Raw genomic sequence first — 21,822 nt, 5'->3', positions numbered from 1 at the left:
GGTGGCACCACTCCACCGTCGACAACGCGACACCCCTCACCCCACTCACCAAGGAACGGCGGCGACACGATGCGGCTGCGCGCACTGCTGGAGAACGACGCGCTCGGGCTGCGCCTGCTCGGCGGCGAGGACGAGCTGGACCGCACCGTCCGCGGCGTGATGACGACGGACCTCAAGGACCCCAGCCGTTACCTTTCGGGCGGCGAGCTGGTGCTCACCGGCCTCGCCTGGCTGCGGGAGCCGGCCGACGCCGAGCCCTTCGCCCGCATCCTGGCCTCGGCCGGGGTCGCGGCCCTCGCCGCCGGCGAGGCGGAGCTCGGCGACATCCCAGGCGATCTCGTACAGGCATGTTCACGCCATCGCCTGCCGCTCTTCGCGGTGAACGAGGCCGTTGCGTTCGCGACGATCACCGAGCATGTCGTTCGACAGGTGTCCGGCGAGCGGGCCGGCGACCTGGCGGCCGTCGTCGACCGCCACCGGCGGCTCATGACCTCGGGACCGGCGGGCGGCGGGCCCGAGGTGGTCCTCGACCTGCTGGGCTCCGACCTGGACCTGCGGGCCTGGGTCCTCTCCCCCACCGGCCGCCAGATCGCAGGCGCGGGCGAGCCCCTCCCGGCCGCCCTCGCCGCCACCCTGGCCGGTGAGCACCTGGCCGCCACCCGGACCGGACGGCGCGGCCCGCACCGGCTGAGCACCGGCGGAACGGCGTACTCGCTCTTCCCGATCCGCAACACCGGCCGGGGTGCCGTCCCCGCCGCCCGGGACGTGCGCGAGACGGTCCTTTCGGACTGGCTGCTCGCCGTCGAGGCGGACGCCGGGGACTGGCCCGCCGCCCGGCTCGACCTGCTCCAGGGCGTCACCCAGCTGATCGCCGTCGAGCGGGACCGGCGCGACGCGGCCCGTACGGTACGGCGCCGGCTCGCCCAGGAGGTCCTGGAGCTGGTGCAGACGGGCGCGGCGCCCGCCGAGATCGCGGCCAGGCTGCGGGTCGCCGCCCCGGTGCTGCTGCCCGGCCTCGGCACGGCCCCGCACTGGCAGGTGGTCGTCGCCCGGGTCGAGTGGGAGCAGGAGGCCGGGCAGGGCACCGCCGTGGACAGCGGCCCGGTCGCCCAGGCGCTCCTGGAGGAGATCCTCGTCGACCCGGCGACCGTGGGCGCCGAGTCGGCCGACCGGATCGCCGTCGCGCACAGCGGCGACGAGGCCATCGCCCTCGTACCGCTGGCGGCGGCGCCGCTGCCGGACAGCGAGGACGACGGTCCGGCGGCCACCCTCGGCCTGCACGCGGACGCGCTGCTCGCCGCCGTACGGGTCCCGCTCTCCGCGGGCCTCGCCGACGACGGGCGGCTCACCCTCGGGGTCAGCGCGGCCGTGCACTCGGCGGAGGGCCTGCGCGGGGCCCTGGAGGAGGCACGGCACGCCCGCCGGGTCGCCGCCGCCCGTCCGGGCCGGGTGTGCGCGGCCGGCCACCACGAGTTGGCCTCGCACGTCCTGCTGCTGCCGTTCGTCCCGGACGACGTCCGGCGCGCCTTCACGGCCCGGCTGCTCGACCCGTTGCGCGACTACGACCGGCGCCACCGCGCGGAGCTGATCCCCACCCTGGAGGCGTTCCTGGACTGCGACGGCTCCTGGACGCGCTGCGCGACCCGGTTGCACCTGCACGTGAACACGCTGCGTTACCGGGTGGGCCGGATCGAGCAGCTGACCGGACGCGATCTGTCGCGTCTCGAGGACAAGCTCGATTTCTTCCTGGCCCTGCGGATGAGCTGAGGGGTTTCGAACGGGGCCGCTCGGACGAGCTGAGAGGTCCCGTACGGGATTCACCCCTTCGGGCGAGTCCGGTGGAGTGACGCCCCGCGCCGGTGACGTCCGTCGGCCGGGGTGCCCGACGGCCGCGCCGGGGCCTGATCACGGGCGTCGCGGCGATCTGACGGGCTGTCGGTCACCCCGTCCACGGCGGCACCCCGATCCACCGCCCTCTTGTGAAATCTTTCACCTGACCCCTTGGCCAGGTACTCCCCTTCGTGCTGAGATGCGGGTCTCACTCAACAGCTCAATGGCGCGCTCGGGGAGGGCAACGTGGCGGATACCGCCATGTCTGGTTCCGAATCAAGGGGCGGCGAAGATCCGTCCCTCGCCTATGGCAAGGAGACTCCGGTCGAGACCGCCATATGGCGGCTCCGCTCCCGGGGATGCTGGACGGACGCGGCGGCACTGCTCGCGCCGCACGCGGCGGAACCGGCCGCCGCACTCGAACGGGCCGCGCTCCTGATCGAGCGCTGCCTCTACACCGAACAGGGCTGGGCCGACGCGGAGGAGGCGCTCCGGTCGGCCGAGGCCGTGGCCCGCACCGACGAGGAACGCGGGGCGGCGGCGTGCGAACGCGGCTACCTCGCCTACGCGTCCACGCTTCTCGGGGTACGGGACCGGGCCGACGAGGCGCGGATGGCACTCGGCCGCGCGGCCGCCCTGATCGCCCCTTCCGCGGAGGGTCGGCCGCTGCTCGACCTGCGGCGCGGGCTGATCGCACAGAACCTGGGCGACTCCCCGCAGGCCGCGAGGGCCGCGTACCGCAGGGCGCACGCGGGGGCAGCCGAGCAGGGGGACTCGCTGCTGCTGTCCTCCACCTGGCGGCATCTCGCCGGACTCGCCCTGCGGGAGGGCGAGTTGGCGGAGGCCCGGCACGGCTTCGCGGAGTCGCTGCGCATCCGGGAGGAGCTGGGCTATCTGGTCGGTACGGCTCCGGCGCTCACCGCCCTCGCCACCACGGAGACGGAGCCGGAGGCGGGCCGGCTGCGCGCGGAGGCCCGGCGTCTGTTCCGGCTCCTCGGCGGGGTGCCGACCTGGCTCGCGAGCCAGCTGACGCCACCGGCGGCAGCCTGAACCCCCATGACCGTGCTGTCTGGTGACGAAGCCTCAGCGTTTGGGCGCGAGGCACACCAGGCTCTCGTCGGTGCCGATGAGCAGGGAACCCGAGCCGGTGACGGCGACCGCGCGGACCGGGGGGCCCGGACGGAACGACAGCGTCCGGCCCCCCTCCGGGCGGTGGAGGGCGACGAGTCCGTCGGCCCAGGCCACGGCGACCTGCGGACCGTGCGGAGTCTGGGTCGCGTGCAGGGAGACGACGGGCGAGGAGCGTTCGGCGAGGGGTTCGGGGCGCGGGTCGCGGCCCGGGGTCCACATCCGGACCGTCCCGTCGGCGCCGCCCGAGCAGACGAACGGGGTCGCGGAGTCGACCGCCGAGACGGCCGTGACCCGGCCGCTGTGCGAGGCCGCCTGGTGCAGACCCCTGAGCCCGAACGCGTGCACGGAGCCGAGCCGGTCCCCCACCACCACCGAGCCGGCGATGGCCGCGAGGGCCGTGCCGGGATGACGGGCCAGGGTCGCGGAGACCGCCTCCGTGAGGCGCTCCAGGTACGGGGCGCGGGGCGCCGCCCCTCGTACGGTGTGCAGCCGGCCCCGGTCGTCCAGGATGAGCACCGTGCCGTCCGGCGCGGGCGCGAGCGCGGTGATCCGGCCGGGCACGGTGTGGGCGAGGCGCCCGGCGGGGCTCGCGTCGGCCTCGTGGAGCAGCCGTACGGCGCCGGTGCGGTCTCCGACGAGCAGGGTCCCTTCCAGCGGTCCGCCGGCCGCCCCGAGCACGGTGACGGGGCCGGGCCAGGGCGGGGTCAGGTCGCCGCGGTGACGGGCCCAGCGCAGCCGCCAGGGTGAGCCCGCCGCCAACTCGGCAAGAGTGGGCCGCAGTCGGGGGTCGGCTCCGTCGCCGAGCGCCGCGAGGAGTACCGACGCCCGCTCGGCTGGGGGCTGTTCACGGCAGAGCGACTGGCCGGCCCGCATCCAGGCGGCCCTGAGCCCGCCGTGGTCCTCGGCGGCGTTCTCGCCGGGGCGGGCGGGCGGCTCGGGGCCGTCGAGGGTGCCCGGAAGCCCGGCGGCGGCGGCACCGGTGACGTACGCCGTGGTGACGAGCAGCGGGTCCGCCGTGCAGACGGCCACCGGGTCGGAGAGGTCCGGCACCGGCCGGGCGCGCTCCCGGGCGGCGCCGTCGGCGGGGTCGGCGTCACCTTCGAGGTCCACGACGGTGACCCTGCGGTCGGCGCGCAGGGCGCCGGGGGCGGGGGTGCCGCTGCGGGCCTCGACGACGAGACGGATCCGGCCGACACCGGCGAGTTCGGCGATCAGCTCGGTGAGGGCGGCGGGTTCGGCGGCGTGGTGCAGATCGGTGAGGAGGAGGACGGTACGGCCGGCGGGCCGGGCGTCGCTGGTGGCGAGGGCGTGCACGAGGTCGCCGGGCGACCTGGCCACCACGCCGAGGCGGTCCGCGATCGTCCAGGTCGCGCCGAGGGCGCATTGACCCGCGAGCGGGACGAGCACCCGGGCCGCGCGGCGACGCGGCCGGCCGGAACGCGGTCCGTACGCGGCGAGCCAGCCCAGCAGGGCCGTCTTGCCGCTGCCGGGGGCGCCGGTGACGAGGCAGAGCCGGGGCGCCTCGGGATCGGTGAGCCAGCCGAGCAGAGCCGTGGCCTCGGCTTCCGTACCGGTGACGGGCCGGCGTCCGTCCCATGCCGGGGGCGGGGTCGCGGACGGCATGGGACACCTCACGGGCGACGCGGTGCGGGCGGCTGACGTCAACGACCTTAGTCGTCGGGGGCGCTGGGAGGGACCTTGTCGATCAGACGGATCGGAGGCGGGGTCACTGACGCGCCTTCCGGACGGGCGCTAGCACTCCGAGCCGGTGAAGTGCTCCCGTACGAGGGTCTGGACGACGGTCAGGTCCTGGGCGATCAGGGCGTCCAGGAGGGCGGTGTGCTCGGCGGCGTCGGCGACGAGTACGCCGTGGCGCAGGGCCGGGGCGCTGATCAGGGGCCACTGGGAGCGGCGGTGGAGGTCGTCGGCGACGGCGAGCAGTTGTTCGTTCCCCGCGAGGGAGAGGACGGCGCGGTGGAAGGCGCGGTCGGCCTCCGCGTAATGGGCGCGGTCGCCCCGGGCGGCGGCGGCCGACGTGGCCTCGGCGAGCGGGCGGAGCCCGGCCCAGCGGGCGGCCGGGACCGTGCGGGCGAGCCGCAGCATGACGGGGACCTCGATGAGCGCGCGGACCTCGGCCAGTTCGGCGAGCTCGCGGGGGGTGCGTTCGATGACGCGGAAGCCGCGGTTGGGGACGACCTCGACGGCGCCTTCGACGGCGAGGCGCTGCATGGCCTCGCGGACGGGGGTGGCCGAGACGCCGAAGCGGTCGCCGAGGGCGGGCGCGGAGTACACCTCGCCGGGGACGAGTTCGCCGTCGACGAGGGCGGCGCGCAGGGCGTCGAGGATCTGGCCCCGGACGGAGTGCCGCACGACGCGGGGTGCGGGGACGCCGCCGGCCGCAGCCGACACGGCCCGGGTGTTCTCGTCCCGGTCGTACGATTCCTGCCGCGCGCCGCGGGCCTGCCCGGGGACGCGGGCGGCGTCCGCGCGCGCCTCGCCCGGAGGCACGGCGCCCCCGCCTCCGTCGCCGTCACGTCCGGCGCCCGCGTCTGCGGCGTCCCCCCGTCCGGCGCCGCGAAGCGGCGGGGATGGTCTCTCCGTCGCCCGCTCGCGTGCTGCCCCCTGCTCCACCCGGGTCCTCCTGCGGCCTCGTGCCGGGCCCGGCTCGCGTCGCGCGGGTCCTCTGTGCACCATAGGCGAACGGGCCGACATCAGCGGTGTGAGGGCTGCCTCGCTGGTGGGAGCCGGTGGGCCGGTGGTGAGAGGTGACCTCGAATCGGGTAAGGTAAGGCTAACCTGCCAACGCTCGCGATTCGGTGGTCCGCATGACCGTCCCCGCCCTGTTGCCCGCCCCTCCGGCCTCGCCCGTCGCGGCCGCCTTCGCGCGCCTCGCCGAGGTCTTTCCCCATCTGCGGATAGAGGAACCGGCCCCGGGCGAGCGGCTGCCGCGCGGCGCCGGCTGGGTCGGCGCGGAGGAGCTCGCGGCCGGCGGCCCCGACCTCGACGCCTTCCTCGCCTGGGACGACGCACAGGTGCTGCGCGACTACGGCACCCGGGCCCGTCCCGATGTCGTCGCCGGTTTCGGACTGCACCGGTACGCCTGGCCCGCCTGCCTCCTCGTCACCGTCCCCTGGTTCCTGGACCGCCGGGTCCCCCGCCTTCCCGCCCGGAACGTCTCCTTCCAGCGCACGCTCGGCCGGCTCGCGGTGCGGGTGGAGGAGTTCGCCTGCCTGCCGGGCGACCCCGCCGCCGCCTTGCCCGGTGCCCGGGTGGTCGCGGACGAGGACGCGCTCCGGGCCGAGGTGCGCGCCTCCCTCGCCGAGCACTTCGAGGCGATCCTCGACGGCTTCGGCTCCCGGATGCGGCGCGGCCGCCGCGCCCTGTGGGGGATGGCCACGGACGAGATCGTCGAGGGCCTCTGGTACGTCGGGACGCTGCTCGGCGAGGAGCGGCGGGCGATGGAGGAGCTCGAACTCCTCATGCCGGGCACGGCCAAGCCGTACAAGCCGTACGCGGGCGCGGCGGCCTTCCGTGAGCTGCCCGGCTCCCAGGGACCCGAGGGGGAGCCGCGCGCCACGCGCGACCGGGCCACCTGCTGCTTCTTCTACACGCTGCGGCCCGACGACACCTGTCTCACCTGCCCGCGTACCTGCGATGCCGAGCGGGTCCGCCGACTGGCCGCGACGGGCTGAGACTCCCGGGTGAATACGCCACCCGGACGGGTGACGTGAATCGAACCCAAAGCCCTGGATCTACATGGGTGTTCGATCAGATCGTCCCTCTTCGTATGCCCTGGTGCCCCGATGGCGTGCTCTTGCCCGGAAACCCCTTGAGCGCCCCGCGGGGTCGGCAAGTATGGGCCGCCAAACGCCCTACTGCGATGCAAGGGACACCGCATGAGACTGACCGACATATCGCTGGACTGGCTGCTTCCGGGCGGCGTGATGGTGGCCGGAGTCCTGACGGCGGTGGCGGTGCTCGCGCGCGGGAAGCGCGCCGGTGACCAGGCCGCGGCCGAGGATTCCTGGGAACGCAGCGAGGAGCGCCGCAGACGTAAGGAAGCCGTCTACGGCACCGCTTCCTACGTCCTCCTCTTCTGCTGTGCCGCGGTCGCCGCGGCGCTCTCCTTCCACGGACTCGTCGGCTTCGGCCGGCAGAACCTCAACCTCACGGGGGGCTGGGAGTACCTGGTCCCCTTCGGCCTCGACGGCGCCGCCATGTTCTGCTCGGTGCTCGCCGTCCGCGAGGCCAGCCACGGCGACGCGGCGCTCGGCTCGCGCCTGCTCGTCTGGCTGTTCGCGGGCGCGGCCGCCTGGTTCAACTGGGTTCACGCTCCCCGTGGCCTCGGCCACGACGGAGCCCCGCAGTTCTTCGCGGGCATGTCCCTCTCGGCGGCGGTCCTCTTCGACCGGGCCCTCAAGCAGACCCGCAGGGCCGCGCTGCGCGAGCAGGGCCTGGTGCCCCGCCCGTTGCCGCAGATCCGGATGGTCCGGTGGCTGAGGGCGCCCCGGGAGACCTTCGCCGCCTGGTCGTTGATGCTCCTGGAGGGCGTGCGGACCCTGGACGAGGCCGTCGACGAGGTGCGTGAGGACCGGCGGGAGAAGGAGCAGAACCGGATCCGCCGACGCGACCAGGTCAAGCTCGACCGGGCGCGGCTGAAGGCGATCAACCGCCAGCACCGGGCCTTCGGGCTCGGCAGGGGCGGTGGGCGTCAGGTCGAGATGGCGGCGCTCAACGCCACCCCGGGCGCCGGTACGGGCCCGGGTCCGGGGGCCGGCGCGGGCCCGGGTCCGGGGGCCGGCGCGGGCCCGGGTTCCGGTTCCGCCTCGGCGTCCGTGCAGGCCGCCGTCGCGGAACCCGCCATAGCGGACCCGGGACAACTGCCGCTTCGATCCCGGCCCTCCCTCCAAGCCGTCAGGGGTCGTGACCTCCACACGGGCGAATCCCGGACGGTGGACCTGACGGCGGAGGACGACACGCAGACGCTGCCTCTCGACGATCTGGAGCGCAAGCTCAAGAATCTGGAGCAGCAGTTCGGCTGACGCACCTCACCGTCAGCCGGACGCACCGTCCACCGCGCGCATCGGCGGGGTCGCCTCCCGGGCGGCCCCGCCGTTCAGTTCGAACCACACCACCTTGCCCACCTCCTGGTCCTCCACCCCCCAGGAGTCGGCGAGGGCCTCGACGAGGACGAGCCCCCTGCCGTGCGTACCGTCGTCGGCGGGCGGTACGTGCGGTGGGGTGATTCCGGGGACGAAGTCACGTACCTCGACCCTCAGTTGCTCGGGTACGACCGTCGCGGTGACGACGGCTCCGTGCTCGGTGTGGATCAGCGCGTTGGTCACCAGTTCGCTGGTGAGGAGTTCCGCCACGTCGGAGGCGCCCGGTCCGCCCCACCTCCGCAGCAGGTCACGCAGTGCGTGGCGTACCTCCGGCACCGCGGTGAGATCCTCGCCTCCCACCTTTCTGAGCAGTCGAGTCGGCTGTCGCGGCTCCCCGGCCATATCCCCCCACCCACAGATCGCGTCGAACAGGCTCCCGGGATGCATGCCCCACCACGACGCCCGCACTCCCTCAGGGCCGGGGCACGTTGCGCAGGTTAGAGCGCGCCATCTGGACCATCCGGCCCACTCCCCCGTCCAGGACGATCTTGCTGGCGGAGAGGGCGAAGCCGGTCACCATGTCGGCCTTGATCTTCGGGGGGATGGAGAGCGCGTTGGGGTCGGTGACGACGTCCACCAGGGCCGGGCCCTTGTGCGCGAAGGCATCCTTGAGTGCGCTCGTCAACTGCTTGGGCTTCTCGACGCGGACGCCGTAGGCACCGGCGGCGCGGGCGATCGCCGCGAAGTCCGGGTTCTTGTTCGTCGTTCCGTACGAAGGGAGTCCGGCGACCAGCATCTCCAGTTCGACCATGCCGAGCGAGGAGTTGTTGAAGACGATCACCTTCACGGGCAGGTCGTACTGCACGAGGGTGAGGAAGTCGCCCATCAGCATGGAGAAGCCGCCGTCGCCGGAGAGCGTGACGACCTGGCGGTTCCGGTCGGTGAACTGGGCGCCGATGGCCTGGGGCAGGGCGTTCGCCATCGAACCGTGGCTGAAGGAGCCGATGATCCTGCGCCGCCCGTTGGGGCTGAGGTAGCGGGCCGCCCAGACGTTGCACATTCCCGTGTCGACCGTGAACACGGCGTCGCCGTCCGCCAGTTCGTCGATCACGGACGCCACGTACTCGGGGTGGACGGGCACGTGTTTCTCGACCTTGCGGGTGTAGGCCTTGACGACGCCTTCGAGGGCGCCGGCGTGCTTCTTCAGCATCTTGTCGAGGAAGCGGCGGTCCTTCTTGGCACGGACGCGCGGGATCACACAGCGCAGGGTCTCGCGGACGTCGCCCCAGACGGCGAGATCGAGCCGGGAGCGACGGCCGAGGTGCTCGGGCCGGATGTCCACCTGCACGATCTTCACGTCGTCGGGGAGGAAAGCGCTGTACGGGAAGTCGGTGCCGAGCAGGATCAGCAGATCGCACTCGTGGGTGGCCTCGTAGGCGGCGCCGTACCCGAGGAGGCCACTCATGCCCACGTCGTACGGATTGTCGTACTGGATCCACTCCTTGCCGCGCAGGGCGTGGCCGACCGGGGCCTTGACCCGTTCGGCGAACTGCATCACCTCGGCGTGCGCCCCGGCCGTGCCGCTGCCGCAGAAGAGCGTCACGCGGTCGGCCTCGTCGATCATCCGTACGAGGGCGTCGATCTCGGTGTCCCCCGGCCGGACGGTGGGCCGGGTGGTGACGAGGGCAGTCTCCACCGACTTCTCCGGGGCCGGCTGGGAGGCGACGTCACCGGGCAGGGAGACCACGCTGACGCCCCGTCGGCCGACGGCGTGCTGGATCGCCGTGTGGAGCAGCCGGGGCATCTGCTGGGGAGTGGAGATGAGTTCGCTGTAGTGGCTGCACTCGCGGAACAGCTGGTCCGGGTGGGTCTCCTGGAAGTAGCCGAGGCCGATCTCACTGGACGGGATCTGTGAGGCGAGGGCCAGGACGGGGGCCATCGAGCGGTGGGCGTCGTACAGCCCGTTGATCAGGTGCAGATTGCCCGGCCCGCAGGAGCCGGCGCAGGCGGCGAGTCCGCCGGTGATCTGCGCCTCGGCGCCGGCGGCGAAGGCCGCGGTCTCCTCGTGCCGCACCTGGATCCAGTCGATTCCCCGGGTGCGGCGGATCGCGTCGACGACCGGGTTGAGGCTGTCACCGACGACGCCGTACAGGCGTCGCACGCCCGCGCGCACGAGGATGTCGACGAACTGTTCCGCCACGTTCTGTTTGGCCATGGCTCCATCAACACATGACCGGGCGGGTTACGCCTCCCAGACACCCACCGCCGTACGGTCGTCGGCGTAACCGGTCACCCTCAGCTGGGTGTCGGCGAGGAAGGCGGCGAGTCCGGGGGCCTCGGTGCCGGCCCAGCGGCCGGCCAGCTCGCGGGCGAGCGCGGGTTCGCCGCGCATCGGCTCGGCGAGGCCGGGCGAGGCGAGGAGCAGGGTGTCACCGGGACGGGCGACGGAGGCACGGAAGCGGAACGGCTCGGCGGGCGCCGGCACGGGTTCCTCGACGAGCGGCGCGGGGGCGGTGGTGATGCCGAGGTCCATGGTGAGCCGGTCGCCCTCCTCGGTCTCGGAGGCCACGGCCGCCGCGGGCGGCCCCGGGGGCCGGCCCGGGGTCGGATACGGGGTCGGGCTCGGGCTCGGGGGCGGCGAGCCGAAGCCGACGACGGGGGCGCCGGTGACGGCGGCCGGTTCGGGCAGGAGCGGTTCGATGTCCTGCCAGGCGCCGTCGCGGAGCCGGAGGAGACCGCCGCCGCCGATGCCGAAGAAGACCCGGGTGCGGCAGGCGGGGTCGGCGGGGAGGAGCAGACAGCGGAGGGTCGCGGTGTACTCGTCGGGGGCGAGACCCCGCTCCGCGGCGCGCGCCCGCAGCTTGCCGTACGTACGGTCGGTGAGCCGGTGCAGTCCCGACTTGAGGTCGCCGCGGCGGCCGGACCTGATGTCGTCGGAGAGCCGGGCGTGGCTGCGGCAGACGGCCTCGGCGATCCACCGGCAGGCGTCGGCGGCGGCGAGGTGGGCGTCCTCGGCGGCACGGGACCCGGCGGCGACGGCGACGAGGACGAGCGCGGTCTCGTCGTGGCCGAAGCGGGCGGTGAGCAGGGCGTCGCGGCGGGGCTCGCCCCGGTAGCGGGCGGAGTCGCCCCGTACGGCGGCGGCCCGCACCGTGCAGGTGCCGTAGCGGGCGCCGTCCAGGACGGTGTCCGGGACCAGCTCGCCGAGCTCACCCGGCCTGGCGACGGGCAGGGCGGTCGGCTCCGGCTCGTAGGTGGGCGGGCGGCTGCCGACGTGTCCGGTACGGGGCCGGGGCACGGAGCCGTCGACGGTGAGGGCGGCGTCCGCTTCGGCACCGGACTCGGCGTCCTGCTCGGGCTTCCCGGGGGCGGCGCCGGGTGGCGGCGGCACCGGCACGTGGACGGTGGGCGCCTCCACGGGGAGCGGGGGAGGCGGCGGGGAGGGGAAGGTCCGCGGCCCGCCAGCGGGCGCCTCCCACGGGGCCCGCCCGTCCACAGCCTCGGCCGCCACCGACGGCGCGAGGACCGGGGCTTGCCCGGTCGCGGGGGCTTGCGCGGTCGCGGGGGCTTGCCCGGTAGGCGCGACCTGCCCTTGCGCCGGGGCTTGCCCGGCCGGCGCGGCCTGCCCTGGCGCCGGATCCTGACCGGGTGACAGGGCCTGCCCGGTCGCCGGGGCCTGACCGGGTGCCAGGTCCGGGCGGGGCGGCACCGGGGCGGGCGCCGTCGCCCGGGAGGGTTTCGTCGCCGCGGCCGGCTCCGGGGTACGGTCCGGCGGGTGGGGTGGGGGCGGGCCCGTCGTGGCGCGGGTCGCCGCGGCGAAGTGGTCGTCGAGGGTGTCACCCGAGACCGTCGGGGCCGTGTCCGGCGCCGACTCGCCGTAGAGCTTGTCCCACCAGTCGCTGTCCCCCTGCTGAGTCATGCCCCTATTTTCCACCGCGCACGGCGCCGGAAAACGGGACATCGGGAAAACCGTTGCTGCGAATGGGTGGTCCGCCGGGCGGCCCCACCCCCCACGGGAAGGACGCCCGGCGGACCGCGTGGTCAGCGCACGTCGTAGGCGCGGACCACGGTCTGGGTGACGGAGTTGCCGTTGGCGTCCGTCAGTCGGGTCTGCAGGGTGACGGGCTCGCCGGTCGCGCCCGCGTGGTTCACGGCCGCGGTCCAGTGACCGCCCTGCTGGAAGACCCGCGCTTCGGTCCAGGTCGTGCCCCCGTCGTAGGAGTACGAAAGCTTCGCCGAGGTGAGCGCTGCGGGGATGTAGCCCGCGTGACCCGTCGCGGTGAGGCCGATGTGTTGGCCGTCGGTCGCGGCGAGGGTCTTGAGTCCGTCCTCCGGAAGATCGTACCGGGGGAAGAGAATCGGGATGCCCTGAGAATAGACGCTCTCGTCAACCTTGGAGGTGAATTCCCACATCGAGTTGACGGATGTGGAGCGGGCCCACACCTCGCTGCCGATCTTCATGGTGTTCTGTTCGAGGGTGTACGTCCCGGCTTCGGCCGGTACTTCGAAGACACCGAACGGCCAGGAGTTCTCGCCCAGGAGCTCGCCGTCGTGGCCGAACCGGACGTTGCCGATGTCTCTGGGGGAACCGGGCTCGGCGTGGTGGGTGGCGTCGCCCCCCATGGCGTCGGCGAAGCCGGTGGCGATGCCGGCCGAGCCGTAGGTGGAGTCCGTACGGCCCAACTGGGCAGCCCGCATGCGGTAGTTCCTGTCGGCGCGAACCGGACGGGTCTCGGTGAAGGCCAGGTTGTAGACGTACGGGGTCTTCGCGGTGGCCCGCCGGGGGAGGGTGACCTCGTCTCGCGGTTCGTTCACCGCGGACGGCCCGACCGCGGTGACGGCGAGGACGGCGGCGATCGCCGCCCCCAGGGCCGTACGCGAAATCGGGCGCATCGCTCTCCCCGTCTGATTCCGGGAAACAGGTACAGAACACCCGTCTCCGGTGGCTGTTGATACCGCGGTGGCGCCACATTGGCAGAGGTGAGGGCGGTGCGGGGATGATGGGGACGGCGGAAATGCGCCGTGGCCGTTTTCCGCCAGGTCACCAACGGAACGAATGCCTCCGGTGCATGTCCTGGGAAGGTCCGGGTCTCCCACCGGCGGTGGGGCGAGGGGCGGGGCATCCATGCTGGGAGCGATAGGACTCGACGAACGCCAGGAGTCCGCGTACCGGGCGCTGGTCGCCCTCGGCGCGGCCGAGGTGACGGACCTCGCGCACCGGCTCGCACTGCCCGAGCGGGACACGGAGCGGGCGCTGCGCCGCCTAGAGTCGCAGGGGCTCGCCGCGCAGTCCTCGGCCGGGGTCGGCCGGTGGGTGGCGGCCGCCGGGAGTGGCGCTCGGCGCCCTGCTGACCCAGCAGCGGCACGAGCTGGAGCAGGCGGAGCTGACGGCGAAGCTGCTCGCCGAGGAGTACCGGGCGGAGGCGGCGGAGGCGGCCGTGCACGACCTGGTGGAGGTGGTCACCGGAGCGAGCGCCGTCACCCACCGCTTCCTCCAGCTCCAGCTGGGCGCGCAGGAGGAGGTCTGCGCCCTGGTGACGGGCAAGCCGGTCGCGGTCTCCGGGATGGAGAACGACGCGGAGGAACAGGCCGCAGGGCGGGGTGTGCGCTACCGGGTGGTGATCGAGCGCGAGGTGCTCACCCTCCCGACCGGGCTCCTCGAACTGTCGGCGGCGCTCGGCCGCGAGGAGCGGATCCGGGTCGCGGACCGGGTCCCCACGAAGCTGGTGATCGCCGACGGCAACCTGGCGATGGTGCCGCTGACCGGCCGGGGCTCGGAGCCCGCGGCGATCGTCGTGCACGCGAGCGGGCTCCTCGAGTCGCTGATGGGCCTGTTCGAGTCGGTGTGGCGTGACGCGCTGCCGTTGCGGCTGGGGGCGGGCGCGCAGATCACCGAGGACGAGGCGCCGGGTCCGGACGTCATGGATCTGGAGATCCTTTCGCTGCTCCTGGCCGGGATGACGGACGCGAGCGTGGCCAAGCAGCTGGACCTGGGGCTGCGGACCGTGCAGCGACGGGTGAAGGGGCTGATGGAGCTGACCGGGGTGACGACCCGGTTGCAGCTGGGCTGGCACGCGTACGAGAAGGGCTGGGTGGCGCGCGGCTGAGGGCGCGCGCCGTGGCGCCGACGGGCTCGCGCCCCCGGATGGCGTCCGCGACCTGCGGGTTCGTGGAATGTGGGGGACGCTGGTCAGCGTGGGTGTGTGGCAGCTCCTGATGGTCGCGACGGTGATGCTGCTCGGACTGTCCGGGGTACTGGCTCCCGGTGTGCCGGGGACGTGGCTGGTGTGGGCGGCGATGCTGTGGTGGTCGCTCCACGAGCGGACGGACCTCGCCTGGATCCTGCTGGCCTCCGCGACCGGGCTGCTGCTCCTCACCCAGGTCGTCGTCTGGCAGCTGCCGCCACGCCGGTTCCGGGGTGTCGGCATCAACCGGCAGATGGTGACGTACGCCGGGGTGGGGGCGCTCCTGGGCTTCGTCCTGGTCCCGGTGGTCGGCGCGGTCCCCGGCTTCGTCGGCGGGATCTACCTCGCGGAGCGGCTTCGGCTCGGCGGTCACGGCCAGGCCTGGGCGGCGACGCGGACGGTGATGAGGGCGGCCGGCAGGAGCGTACTCGTCGAACTCTTCGCCTGCCTGCTGATCGTGGGGGCTTGGACGGGCGCGGTGCTCTGGGGCTGAGGGGGCGGGAGAGCCGGAGGGCCGGGGCGGAGCGGCATGGGCGGGGGCGAGCGGGAGCCGGGGGCGGAGCGGTATCGGCGGGGGCGAACGCCAGCCGGAGGCGAAGGCCAGCCAGGGCCGAGCGCCAGCCGGGGGCGAGCACGACCCAGGGGCGAGCACCACCCAGGGCCGAGCGTCAGCCAGAAACCGAACGCCACCCGAGGGTCGGCCGCTCAGGCCGTCGTGGTCGAGGCCAGATACCGCGCCGCGTACGAGCGCCAGGGCCGCCACTCCTCCGCGTCCGGGCCGTCCGTCGGTGCGACGTCCGGGTCGCCGAGGGACCTCATGCGGATCAGGGCCGCCGCCCGCGCGGTCACCCCGGGGACGGCGAGCAGGGCGCGCTCGGCGTCGTCGCGGTCCGCGCCGGGGTCGAGGCGTACGGCTCCGTCGGCGAGGGCGCGGGCCAGCGGGCCGCCGACGGGGTGGCCGGTCAAGGCGGCCGGTCGCGGGAAGACGTGGGTGAGGGTGCCGCAGGCCGTGGCCAGGGGGGTGCCGTACCGCTCGACGAGCCGCGCCGACTCCTCGGCGCCGAGCACCGTCCGCAGCGCGAACTCCTCGGGGTCGGCCGTGCCCGGGGAGCGTACGCCGGGCCGGGCGGCCACCTCGGCGGCGAGCCCGGGTGCCGCCCCGAGGCGCTCGGCGACCGCGTACGGGTCGGCGTCCAGGTCGAACAGCCGGCGCAGCCGGTGCACGGCGGTGGTGAGGTCGCGCAGCTCGGTGAGGTGGATGCGGGCGTCCAGCCAGCGCCCGGCGGAGCGCTCGTCGACGGAGACGACGCCGGTGCCGTACGGGAGGCGGAGCGTACGCCGGTAGGTGCGCGCGCCGGGGGTGCCGACGACCTCTTCCAGGCGGGGCAGGGCCTCGGCGGCGAGCAGGTCGAAGACCTCGCCGGCCGCGTACGGCCCCCGGTGGGCGAGCCGCAGCGGGACTCCGGCGGCGAGGGCGGTACGGGCTCCGGCGCCGCTGCCCGCCTCCGCGCGCAGGGCGGAGGGGGTCCTGGCGTAGACGGCGCGGATCGTCTCGTTGAACTGGCGGACGCTGGCGAAGCCGGCCGCGAAGGCGATCTCGGTGACGGGCAGCCCGGTGGTCTGGAGCAGCAGCCGCGCGGTGTGGGCCCGCTGGGCGCGGGCGAGCGCGACGGGTCCGGCGCCGAGCTCGGCGGTGAGCTGGCGCTGCACCTGCCGGGTGCTGTAGCCGAGGCGTCCGGCGAGGCCGGGCACGCCCTCGCGGTCGACGACGCCGTCGCCGATCATCCGCATGGCGCGCCCGACGACATCGGCCCGTACGTTCCACTCGGCGGAGCCGGGCACGGCGTCCGGCCGGCAGCGGCGGCAGGCGCGGAAGCCGTGCCCCTGGGCGGCGGCGGCAGTGGGGAAGAACGCGACGTTCTGCCGCTTGGGGGTGACGGCGGGGCAGCTGGGACGGCAGTAGATCCCGGTGGTCCGGACGGCGAAGAAGAACTCTCCGTCGAACCGCGCGTCCCTGCTGCTGACCGCCTCGTAGCGGGTGTCGTCGTCCCTCATGGCTCCAGTGTGCGAGCTCGTACACCAGACGGCTGGCACTTTTCGGACAGAGCGCCCGGGACGACCCCGGTCCGGTTACCGGCTGTGCCCGCGCTTCATCTCCAGGGCCTTGCGGCCCGCCGCGTGCCGACGCTTCCAGTCCTTGAGCATCTCGGTGCGCAGCCGGGCGTCGGTCTTGGCGACGATCCGCTGGTTCTCGCGGAGCAGCTTGCGGTAGCTCTCCAGACGGCGTACCGACAGCGTGCCGTCCTCGATCGCCGCGGCGACCGCGCAGCCCGGCTCCGACTCGTGGCCGCAGTCGTGGAAACGGCAGTTCCCGGCCAGTTCCTGGATCTCCGCGAAGACCTGGCCGACGCCGGTCTCGGCGTCCCAGAGTCCGACCCCGCGCAGCCCGGGGGTGTCGATGAGAACTCCCCCGCCCGGCAGCACGAAGAGGTTGCGGGTGGTGGTGGTGTGGCGGCCCTTGCCGTCGATGTCGCGGGCGGCCTGGACGGTCATGACGTCCTCGCCGACGAGCACGTTGGCCAGGGTCGACTTCCCGGCGCCGGAGACGCCGAGGAGCACGGTCGTGCCGCCGGCGACGGTCGCGGCGAGCACGTCGAGGCCTTCGCCGGTGGTGGAGCTGAGGGGCAGCACCTGCACGCCGGGGGCGACCGTCTCCACGTCCTCGACGAGGTAGGAGAGTCCGACCGGGTCGGGCACGAGGTCGGCCTTGCTGAGGACGACGGTCGGCTGGGCGCCGGACTCCCAGGCCAGGGCGAGGAAGCGTTCGATCCGGCCGAGGTCGAGCTCCACGGCGAGGGAGACGGTGATGACGGCGTGGTCGACGTTCGCGGCGAGGATCTGCCCCTCGGACCGCTTGGACGAGGTGGACCGCGCGAAGGCGGTACGGCGCGGCAGGCAGGCCCGTACGTACCGGGGGTCGCGGACGCCCGCCGGGTCGACGGCGGCCCAGTCGCCGGTGCAGACGACCCGGAGCGGGTCGTGCGGGGTCACGAACGCCGTGTCGGCGCGGACGACCCCTTCCTCGGTGGCGACGTCGCACTGGCCCCGGTCGACGCGGATGACCCGTCCCGGGACGAGTCCCTGGGCGGCGTAGGGCGCGAAGGCGGCGGCCCAGCCGGAGTCCCAGCCGTGGGCGTCGAGGAGAGAAGAGGAGGAATCGAGGGAGAGCGGGAAAGACAAGGGGGACCCTTCACAGGGATGGCCCCGGCCGGCGCGTGAGGAACGGTGAGGTCAGCCGGTGGCCACGGAGGTGGAGTGGACGAACTTCGGCGTACGGGCCATGCCCGTCGTGACGACGACAGCCATCGGTCACACCTCCTGTGTCTTTCGCGATCTTGTACGGGCTTCACCGTAGCCGGAACGGCCCGGCACGCGCCACAGGTTTTTCCGGACGCCCCGCGCACGTCCGATTCGTCCAAGACCTCGGCGGGGCGCGGCGCCTAGCGTGCGGGGCATGGACACAGCACCCGGTATGACACCCCGTCTCGATCTGATCGGTCTCGTCGTCTCCGACATGGCCGCCTCGCTCGCCTTCTACCGTCGGCTCGGACTCCAGGTCCCCGAGGGGGCCGGGTCCGAGCCGCACGTGGAGGTGGTGCTGCCCGGTGGGGTGCGGATCGCGTGGGACACCGAGGACGTCGTGCGTTCCTTCGACCCCGGGTGGAGGCGGCCCGAGGGCGGCCACCGGGTGGAGCTCGCTTTCCGGTGCGGTTCGGCGGCGGCGGTGGACGCGGTGTACGAGGAGCTGCTCGCCGCCGGGTACCAGGGGTATCTGAAGCCCTGGGACGCCGTCTGGGGGCAGCGTTACGCGGTGGTGCTCGACCCGGACGGTTCGGGCGTGTCGCTCTTCGCCGACACCGCCGCCCCGCGCGTGTAGGCGCCCAGCGTCGTGCCCGCGAGGGCCCGGGTCTCACGGGCGAGGTGGCCCTGGTCGGCGTAGCCCGCGCGGAGGGCGGCCTCCGCGTACGGCGTGTCGCACAGGACGAGGGCGAGGGCCCGCTGGAGCCGGAGGACGCGCGCGAGGGTCTTGGGGCCGTAGCCGAAGGCGGTCAGGGACCGCCGGTGCAGCTGCCGGGCGCCGAGCCCGACCGCCTCGGCCGTCTCCGCGACCGTCCGGCCCGCGGCGAGCCGGGCGGCGACGGCCCGGAGCAGCGGATCGGGTGCGGGCACGGCGGCGGCCCGCCGCCGTACGAGCGCGTCCAGGGCGGCCGCCGGGTCGGGGGCCTCCGTGATCCGCTCTCCTAGGCGACGCGCCCGCGCCCCGCCCCACAGCTCTCCGAGGGCGACCCGCCGGTCGCGGAGTTCATGGGCCGGTACGCCGAGGAAGGCGGGCGCGTCACCGGGGGCGAAGCGGATTCCCGCGTACCGTGCGGCGGTCTCCGTCGGTACGTACGCGCGTGTGTCGGGTCCGGCGACGAGGAGGTGGCCGTCCGCCCAGATCAGGTCCATGCAGCCGTCGGGCAGGACCGGGCGGGGGCTCTCCGCGGCGGGGCCGGCGGTCCTGGTCCACAGGACGGCTCCGTCGAGCTGGGCGGGGCGCTCCTCGTACACGGGGCGAAGACCGCCCGGCCGCGCCGTCAGTCCTTCTCCCAGCCCGAGTGGAGGCGGGACTTCACGTCGTCCGGGGGCAGGAACCTCGACCAGCGTTCGGGGAACTCCGAGGGCATGTCGGGGTCGTCCTCGTCGACGTCCTCGGCCTCTGCACGGACCCGGGCGACGAGTTCGGCCGCCTGGAAGGCGCGGGCCCGCTCGTTGGCCTCGCGGGCCGCGGCCGTGGCGACGGAGGGCCAGACGCGGTCGATGGCGGCGTTCACGGCGGCGCCGACGAGGACGGCGAAGGCGGAGATGCCGATCCAGAGGAGGACGGCGATGGGGGCGGCGAGGGAGCCGTAGATCGTGGGGCCCTCGACCTGGCTGGTGAGGTAGATGCGCAGCAGGAAACTGCCGAGGACCCACATCCCGAGCGCGACCAGGGCGCCGAAGATGTCCTCGATCCACGGCGATCTGACGGGTACGGACACGTGGTAGAGCGTGGTGAGGAAGGCGATGGACAGCAGGATGACGGCCGGCCAGTAGAGGACGGCGACGACTTCCGTGCCGAAGGGGACGAGTTCGACGACCCGGTCGGGGCCGACGACCGCGAGGGGCAGCACGACGGCCCCGATGACCAGGGCCACCAGGTAGAGCAGGAAGGCCAGGAGGCGGGTCTTGACGATGCCGCGGTGGCCGTCGAGCCCGTACATGACGGTGATGGTGTCGATGAAGACGTTCACCGCGCGCGAGCCGGACCAGAGGGCGATGGCGAAGCCGAGGGAGATGAGGTCGGCCCGGTTGCCCTGCGTCACGTCGTCCAGGATCGGTTTGGCGATGTCGTCGACGCCCCGGTCGGACAGGACCGTTCCGGCGGCGCGGAGGATGTTCTCCTGGATGCTCGCCACGGTGTCCGTGTTGGTCCAGTCGTCGGCGTAGCCGAGGAGGGCGATCAGGCCGAGGAGCAGCGGCGGCAGGGACAGCAGGGTGAAGAAGGCGGCCTCGGCGGCGAGGCCGAGGATCCGGTACTCGATGCACGAGTTGACCGTGTCCTTGAGGAGCAGCCAGACCATCTTCCGCTTCGAGACGTTGCGGTAGAGGACGCGCGCGCGGTGGAGCCTGCTCCAGGGCCGACGCTCGGGCCGATCGGGTGTTTCGCTTGCTGCCTGCACCTGCTTACCGTATCGGCATGACAGCGACCACCCACACCGTGACCAACCAGGCTCCGCCCCTGGTGGGACATGACGTCTACGGCAGCGATCGGGCGCTCGCGGAAGCGGTCGAACGGCACCTCGCGCCGGAGCTCGTCGACGCGGCCCGCGCCGACCTCGAAGTCCTGGGGAAGGCGGCCGGTTCGGCCCAGATGCGGGTCTGGGGCGAGCGGGCGAACGAGAACCCGCCCCGGCTGCTGACGCACGACCGGTACGGCCACCGGATCGACGAGGTCGTGTTCGATCCGGCCTGGCACCGGCTCCTCGGCAAGTCGGTGGGGGCCGGTCTGACCGACGCGTGGGGCCGTCCGGGTGGTCATGTCCGGCGGGCCGCCGGGTTCCTGGTGGTGTCCCAGGTGGAGGCGGGGCACGGCTGCCCGCTGTCGATGACGCACGCGGCGGTGCCCGCGCTGCGCGCCGAGCCGGAGCTCGCGGAGGTCTGGGAGCCCGCCGCCACCTCGCACGTGTACGAGTGGGGGCTCCGTCCGGTGGCGGAGAAGGCCGGGGCGCTGCTCGGGATGGGCATGACGGAGAAGCAGGGCGGCAGCGACGTCCGGTCGAACACGACGGAGGCGCGTCCGCTGACGGCCGACGGCGAGTACGTCCTGACGGGGCACAAGTGGTTCTGTTCGGCGCCGATGTCGGACGCCTTCCTGGTCCTGGCGCAGGCCCCGGCGGGGCTGACGTGCTTCCTGGTGCCGCGGGTGCTCGCGGACGGCTCGCGGAACGCCTTCTCGCTCCAGCGGCTCAAGGACAAGCTGGGCAACCGTTCGAACGCCTCCGCCGAGGTGGAGTTCGACGGGACGACCTGGGCGCGCCGGGTCGGCGAGGAGGGTCGCGGACTGCGCACGATCATGGGGATGGTGGCGGCGACCCGGCTCGACTGCGTCCTCGGCTCGGCCGCGCTGATGCGGCAGGCGGTGGCGCAGGCGGTGCACCACTGCGCGTACCGCAGCGCCTTCGGCGGGCTCCTCGTCGACAAGCCGCTGATGCGGAACGTGCTGGCCGATCTGGCCCTGGAGTCGGAGGCGGCCACGGCCCTGGCCATGCGTCTCGCGGCGGCCTACGACGCCTGCGATGCCGACGGCGGGAGCAGCGCCGAGCAGGAGCGGGCCCTGCTCCGTATCGCCGTACCGGCGGCGAAGTACTGGGTGACGAAGCGGTGTACGCCGATGGTGGCGGAGGCGCTGGAGTGCCTCGGCGGCAACGGGTACGTGGAGGAGTCGGGGATGCCCCGGCTGCTGCGGGAGTCGCCGCTCAACTCGGTGTGGGAGGGCTCGGGGAACGTCCAGGCGCTCGACGTCGTCCGGGTGCTGCGGACCGAGCCGGCGTCCCTCGACGCGTTTCTGCGGGAGGTCGGGGCGGCGCGGGGCGCGGATCCCCGTCTGGACCGGGCGATCCGGGGCGTGCTGACGGAGCTGGCGGATCTGGACGGGATCGACGCGCGGGCGCGGCGGCTCACGGAGCGGCTCGCGCTGGTCCTCCAGGGCGCGCTGCTCGTGCGCTGGGCGCCCCCGGAGGTCGCGGACGCGTTCTGCGCGGGGCGGCTGGGCGGGGACGGCGGCTCGGCCTTCGGGACGCTGCCGCACACCCTGGACCTGCGGGCGGTGGTGGAGCGGGCGCGGGTGGAGGTCTGAGGGGCCGGGCGACGGGGCCCGGCCGGCGTGCGCGGACAAGCGGGAGGGTGCTGAGCAGACACCGGCGCCGGCACCGGCGAGGAAGCGGGGGTGGTGCTGCGCCGACACGGCACCACCCGCCGCTTGCCTCAGCTTC

The 21,822-nt window shown here is 74.1% G+C and carries 17 protein-coding genes and 1 pseudogene; 8 read left to right on the top strand and 10 right to left on the bottom strand.

The window, feature by feature from the left end:
* Nucleotides 1–69 precede the first annotated feature (69 nt).
* Entirely contained in the window at nucleotides 70–1,767 is a 1,698-nt protein-coding gene (locus ABZ567_RS16685) for a PucR family transcriptional regulator ligand-binding domain-containing protein (RefSeq protein WP_360789810.1), read from the top strand.
* Nucleotides 1,768–2,091: 324 nt separating this feature from the next.
* Complete coding sequence (locus ABZ567_RS16680; RefSeq protein WP_360789807.1) at nucleotides 2,092–2,880, top strand: hypothetical protein; 789 nt, start codon at nucleotides 2,092–2,094, stop codon at nucleotides 2,878–2,880.
* A 33-nt stretch (nucleotides 2,881–2,913) separates the two neighbouring features.
* Here the strand turns inward: ABZ567_RS16680 and ABZ567_RS16675 are convergent, their stop codons facing one another.
* Both ABZ567_RS16675 and ABZ567_RS16670 read right to left on the bottom strand, forming a co-directional pair.
* Nucleotides 2,914–4,584 (bottom strand): hypothetical protein, encoded by a 1,671-nt coding sequence (locus tag ABZ567_RS16675; protein ID WP_360789804.1) that lies wholly within the window; start codon nucleotides 4,582–4,584, stop codon nucleotides 2,914–2,916.
* Nucleotides 4,585–4,713: 129 nt separating this feature from the next.
* Entirely contained in the window at nucleotides 4,714–5,673 is a 960-nt protein-coding gene (locus tag ABZ567_RS16670; RefSeq protein ID WP_360789801.1) for a GntR family transcriptional regulator, read from the bottom strand.
* A 113-nt stretch (nucleotides 5,674–5,786) separates the two neighbouring features.
* Here ABZ567_RS16670 and ABZ567_RS16665 point away from each other — a divergent pair, with 113 nt between their 5' ends.
* Entirely contained in the window at nucleotides 5,787–6,653 is an 867-nt protein-coding gene (locus ABZ567_RS16665; protein ID WP_360789798.1) for a (2Fe-2S)-binding protein, read from the top strand.
* A gap of 204 nt (nucleotides 6,654–6,857) precedes the next feature.
* Nucleotides 6,858–8,003, top strand: coding sequence for a DUF2637 domain-containing protein (locus ABZ567_RS16660; protein WP_360789796.1), 1,146 nt, complete (start codon nucleotides 6,858–6,860; stop codon nucleotides 8,001–8,003).
* Between the two features lie 12 nt (nucleotides 8,004–8,015).
* On the opposite strand, the gene ABZ567_RS16655 is transcribed toward ABZ567_RS16660, so the two are convergent.
* The 4 genes from ABZ567_RS16655 to ABZ567_RS16640 form a co-directional block, all read right to left on the bottom strand.
* On the bottom strand, nucleotides 8,016–8,465 hold the full coding sequence (locus tag ABZ567_RS16655) for an ATP-binding protein (protein WP_360789794.1): 450 nt from the start codon (nucleotides 8,463–8,465) through the stop codon (nucleotides 8,016–8,018).
* Between the two features lie 70 nt (nucleotides 8,466–8,535).
* Nucleotides 8,536–10,278, bottom strand: a complete 1,743-nt coding sequence (locus tag ABZ567_RS16650; protein ID WP_360789791.1) for a pyruvate dehydrogenase — start codon at nucleotides 10,276–10,278, stop codon at nucleotides 8,536–8,538.
* Nucleotides 10,279–10,305: 27 nt separating this feature from the next.
* Complete coding sequence (locus tag ABZ567_RS16645; RefSeq protein ID WP_360789788.1) at nucleotides 10,306–11,982, bottom strand: protein phosphatase 2C domain-containing protein; 1,677 nt, start codon at nucleotides 11,980–11,982, stop codon at nucleotides 10,306–10,308.
* 122 nt (nucleotides 11,983–12,104) lie between these two features.
* Nucleotides 12,105–12,956, bottom strand: coding sequence for a hypothetical protein (locus ABZ567_RS16640; protein ID WP_360789785.1), 852 nt, complete (start codon nucleotides 12,954–12,956; stop codon nucleotides 12,105–12,107).
* A 232-nt stretch (nucleotides 12,957–13,188) separates the two neighbouring features.
* Between ABZ567_RS16640 and ABZ567_RS16635 the strand changes: the two are divergent.
* Nucleotides 13,189–14,170: pseudogene (locus ABZ567_RS16635) on the top strand (helix-turn-helix domain-containing protein).
* Nucleotides 14,171–14,258: 88 nt separating this feature from the next.
* The gene (locus ABZ567_RS16630; protein WP_360789782.1) at nucleotides 14,259–14,741 is read left to right on the top strand and encodes a DUF456 domain-containing protein; all 483 of its coding nucleotides are present in this window, start codon (nucleotides 14,259–14,261) and stop codon (nucleotides 14,739–14,741) included.
* 212 nt (nucleotides 14,742–14,953) lie between these two features.
* Here the strand turns inward: ABZ567_RS16630 and ABZ567_RS16625 are convergent, their stop codons facing one another.
* Together ABZ567_RS16625 and rsgA are read right to left on the bottom strand one after the other, a co-directional pair.
* Entirely contained in the window at nucleotides 14,954–16,303 is a 1,350-nt protein-coding gene (locus tag ABZ567_RS16625; protein WP_360789779.1) for an AlkA N-terminal domain-containing protein, read from the bottom strand.
* 75 nt (nucleotides 16,304–16,378) lie between these two features.
* Nucleotides 16,379–17,488, bottom strand: a complete 1,110-nt coding sequence (gene rsgA / locus ABZ567_RS16620) for a ribosome small subunit-dependent GTPase A (RefSeq protein WP_360789776.1) — start codon at nucleotides 17,486–17,488, stop codon at nucleotides 16,379–16,381.
* A gap of 292 nt (nucleotides 17,489–17,780) precedes the next feature.
* Between rsgA and ABZ567_RS16615 the strand changes: the two genes are divergently transcribed.
* Entirely contained in the window at nucleotides 17,781–18,185 is a 405-nt protein-coding gene (locus ABZ567_RS16615; protein ID WP_360789886.1) for a VOC family protein, read from the top strand.
* Here ABZ567_RS16615 and ABZ567_RS16610 read toward each other — a convergent pair.
* Entirely contained in the window at nucleotides 18,113–18,859 is a 747-nt protein-coding gene (locus tag ABZ567_RS16610) for a helix-turn-helix domain-containing protein (protein ID WP_360789773.1), read from the bottom strand. The genes ABZ567_RS16615 and ABZ567_RS16610 overlap by 73 nt on opposite strands.
* A 26-nt stretch (nucleotides 18,860–18,885) precedes the next feature.
* Nucleotides 18,886–20,010, bottom strand: a complete 1,125-nt coding sequence (locus ABZ567_RS16605) for a YihY/virulence factor BrkB family protein (RefSeq protein WP_360789771.1) — start codon at nucleotides 20,008–20,010, stop codon at nucleotides 18,886–18,888.
* Between the two features lie 17 nt (nucleotides 20,011–20,027).
* On the opposite strand from ABZ567_RS16605, the gene ABZ567_RS16600 reads away from it, so the two are divergent.
* A complete protein-coding gene (locus ABZ567_RS16600; protein ID WP_360789767.1) occupies nucleotides 20,028–21,686 on the top strand; it encodes an acyl-CoA dehydrogenase family protein in 1,659 nt (552 codons plus the stop codon).
* Nucleotides 21,687–21,822 lie beyond the last annotated feature (136 nt).

This window comes from Streptomyces sp. NPDC016459 (assembly GCF_040632845.1).
Classification (GTDB): Bacteria; Actinomycetota; Actinomycetes; order Streptomycetales; family Streptomycetaceae; genus Streptomyces.
Note: the sequence above shows the minus strand (reverse complement) of the source record. Positions and strands in the feature narration are given on the sequence as shown.

Bases quoted from the DNA above. Each gene is read 5' to 3' on its own strand.
- ABZ567_RS16640 (WP_360789785.1), bottom strand. From the start codon at position 12,956: ATGCGCCCGATTTCGCGTACGGCCCTGGGGGCGGCGATCGCCGCCGTC.
- ABZ567_RS16600 (WP_360789767.1), top strand. From the start codon at position 20,028: ATGACAGCGACCACCCACACCGTGACCAACCAGGCTCCGCCCCTGGTG.
- ABZ567_RS16665 (WP_360789798.1), top strand. From the start codon at position 5,787: ATGACCGTCCCCGCCCTGTTGCCCGCCCCTCCGGCCTCGCCCGTCGCG.
- ABZ567_RS16685 (WP_360789810.1), top strand. From the start codon at position 70: ATGCGGCTGCGCGCACTGCTGGAGAACGACGCGCTCGGGCTGCGCCTG.
- ABZ567_RS16645 (WP_360789788.1), bottom strand. From the start codon at position 11,982: ATGACTCAGCAGGGGGACAGCGACTGGTGGGACAAGCTCTACGGCGAG.
- ABZ567_RS16660 (WP_360789796.1), top strand. From the start codon at position 6,858: ATGAGACTGACCGACATATCGCTGGACTGGCTGCTTCCGGGCGGCGTG.
- ABZ567_RS16675 (WP_360789804.1), bottom strand. From the start codon at position 4,584: ATGCCGTCCGCGACCCCGCCCCCGGCATGGGACGGACGCCGGCCCGTC.
- ABZ567_RS16680 (WP_360789807.1), top strand. From the start codon at position 2,092: ATGTCTGGTTCCGAATCAAGGGGCGGCGAAGATCCGTCCCTCGCCTAT.
- ABZ567_RS16615 (WP_360789886.1), top strand. From the start codon at position 17,781: ATGACACCCCGTCTCGATCTGATCGGTCTCGTCGTCTCCGACATGGCC.
- ABZ567_RS16625 (WP_360789779.1), bottom strand. From the start codon at position 16,303: ATGAGGGACGACGACACCCGCTACGAGGCGGTCAGCAGCAGGGACGCG.
- ABZ567_RS16670 (WP_360789801.1), bottom strand. From the start codon at position 5,673: ATGTCGGCCCGTTCGCCTATGGTGCACAGAGGACCCGCGCGACGCGAG.
- ABZ567_RS16650 (WP_360789791.1), bottom strand. From the start codon at position 10,278: ATGGCCAAACAGAACGTGGCGGAACAGTTCGTCGACATCCTCGTGCGC.
- ABZ567_RS16655 (WP_360789794.1), bottom strand. From the start codon at position 8,465: ATGGCCGGGGAGCCGCGACAGCCGACTCGACTGCTCAGAAAGGTGGGA.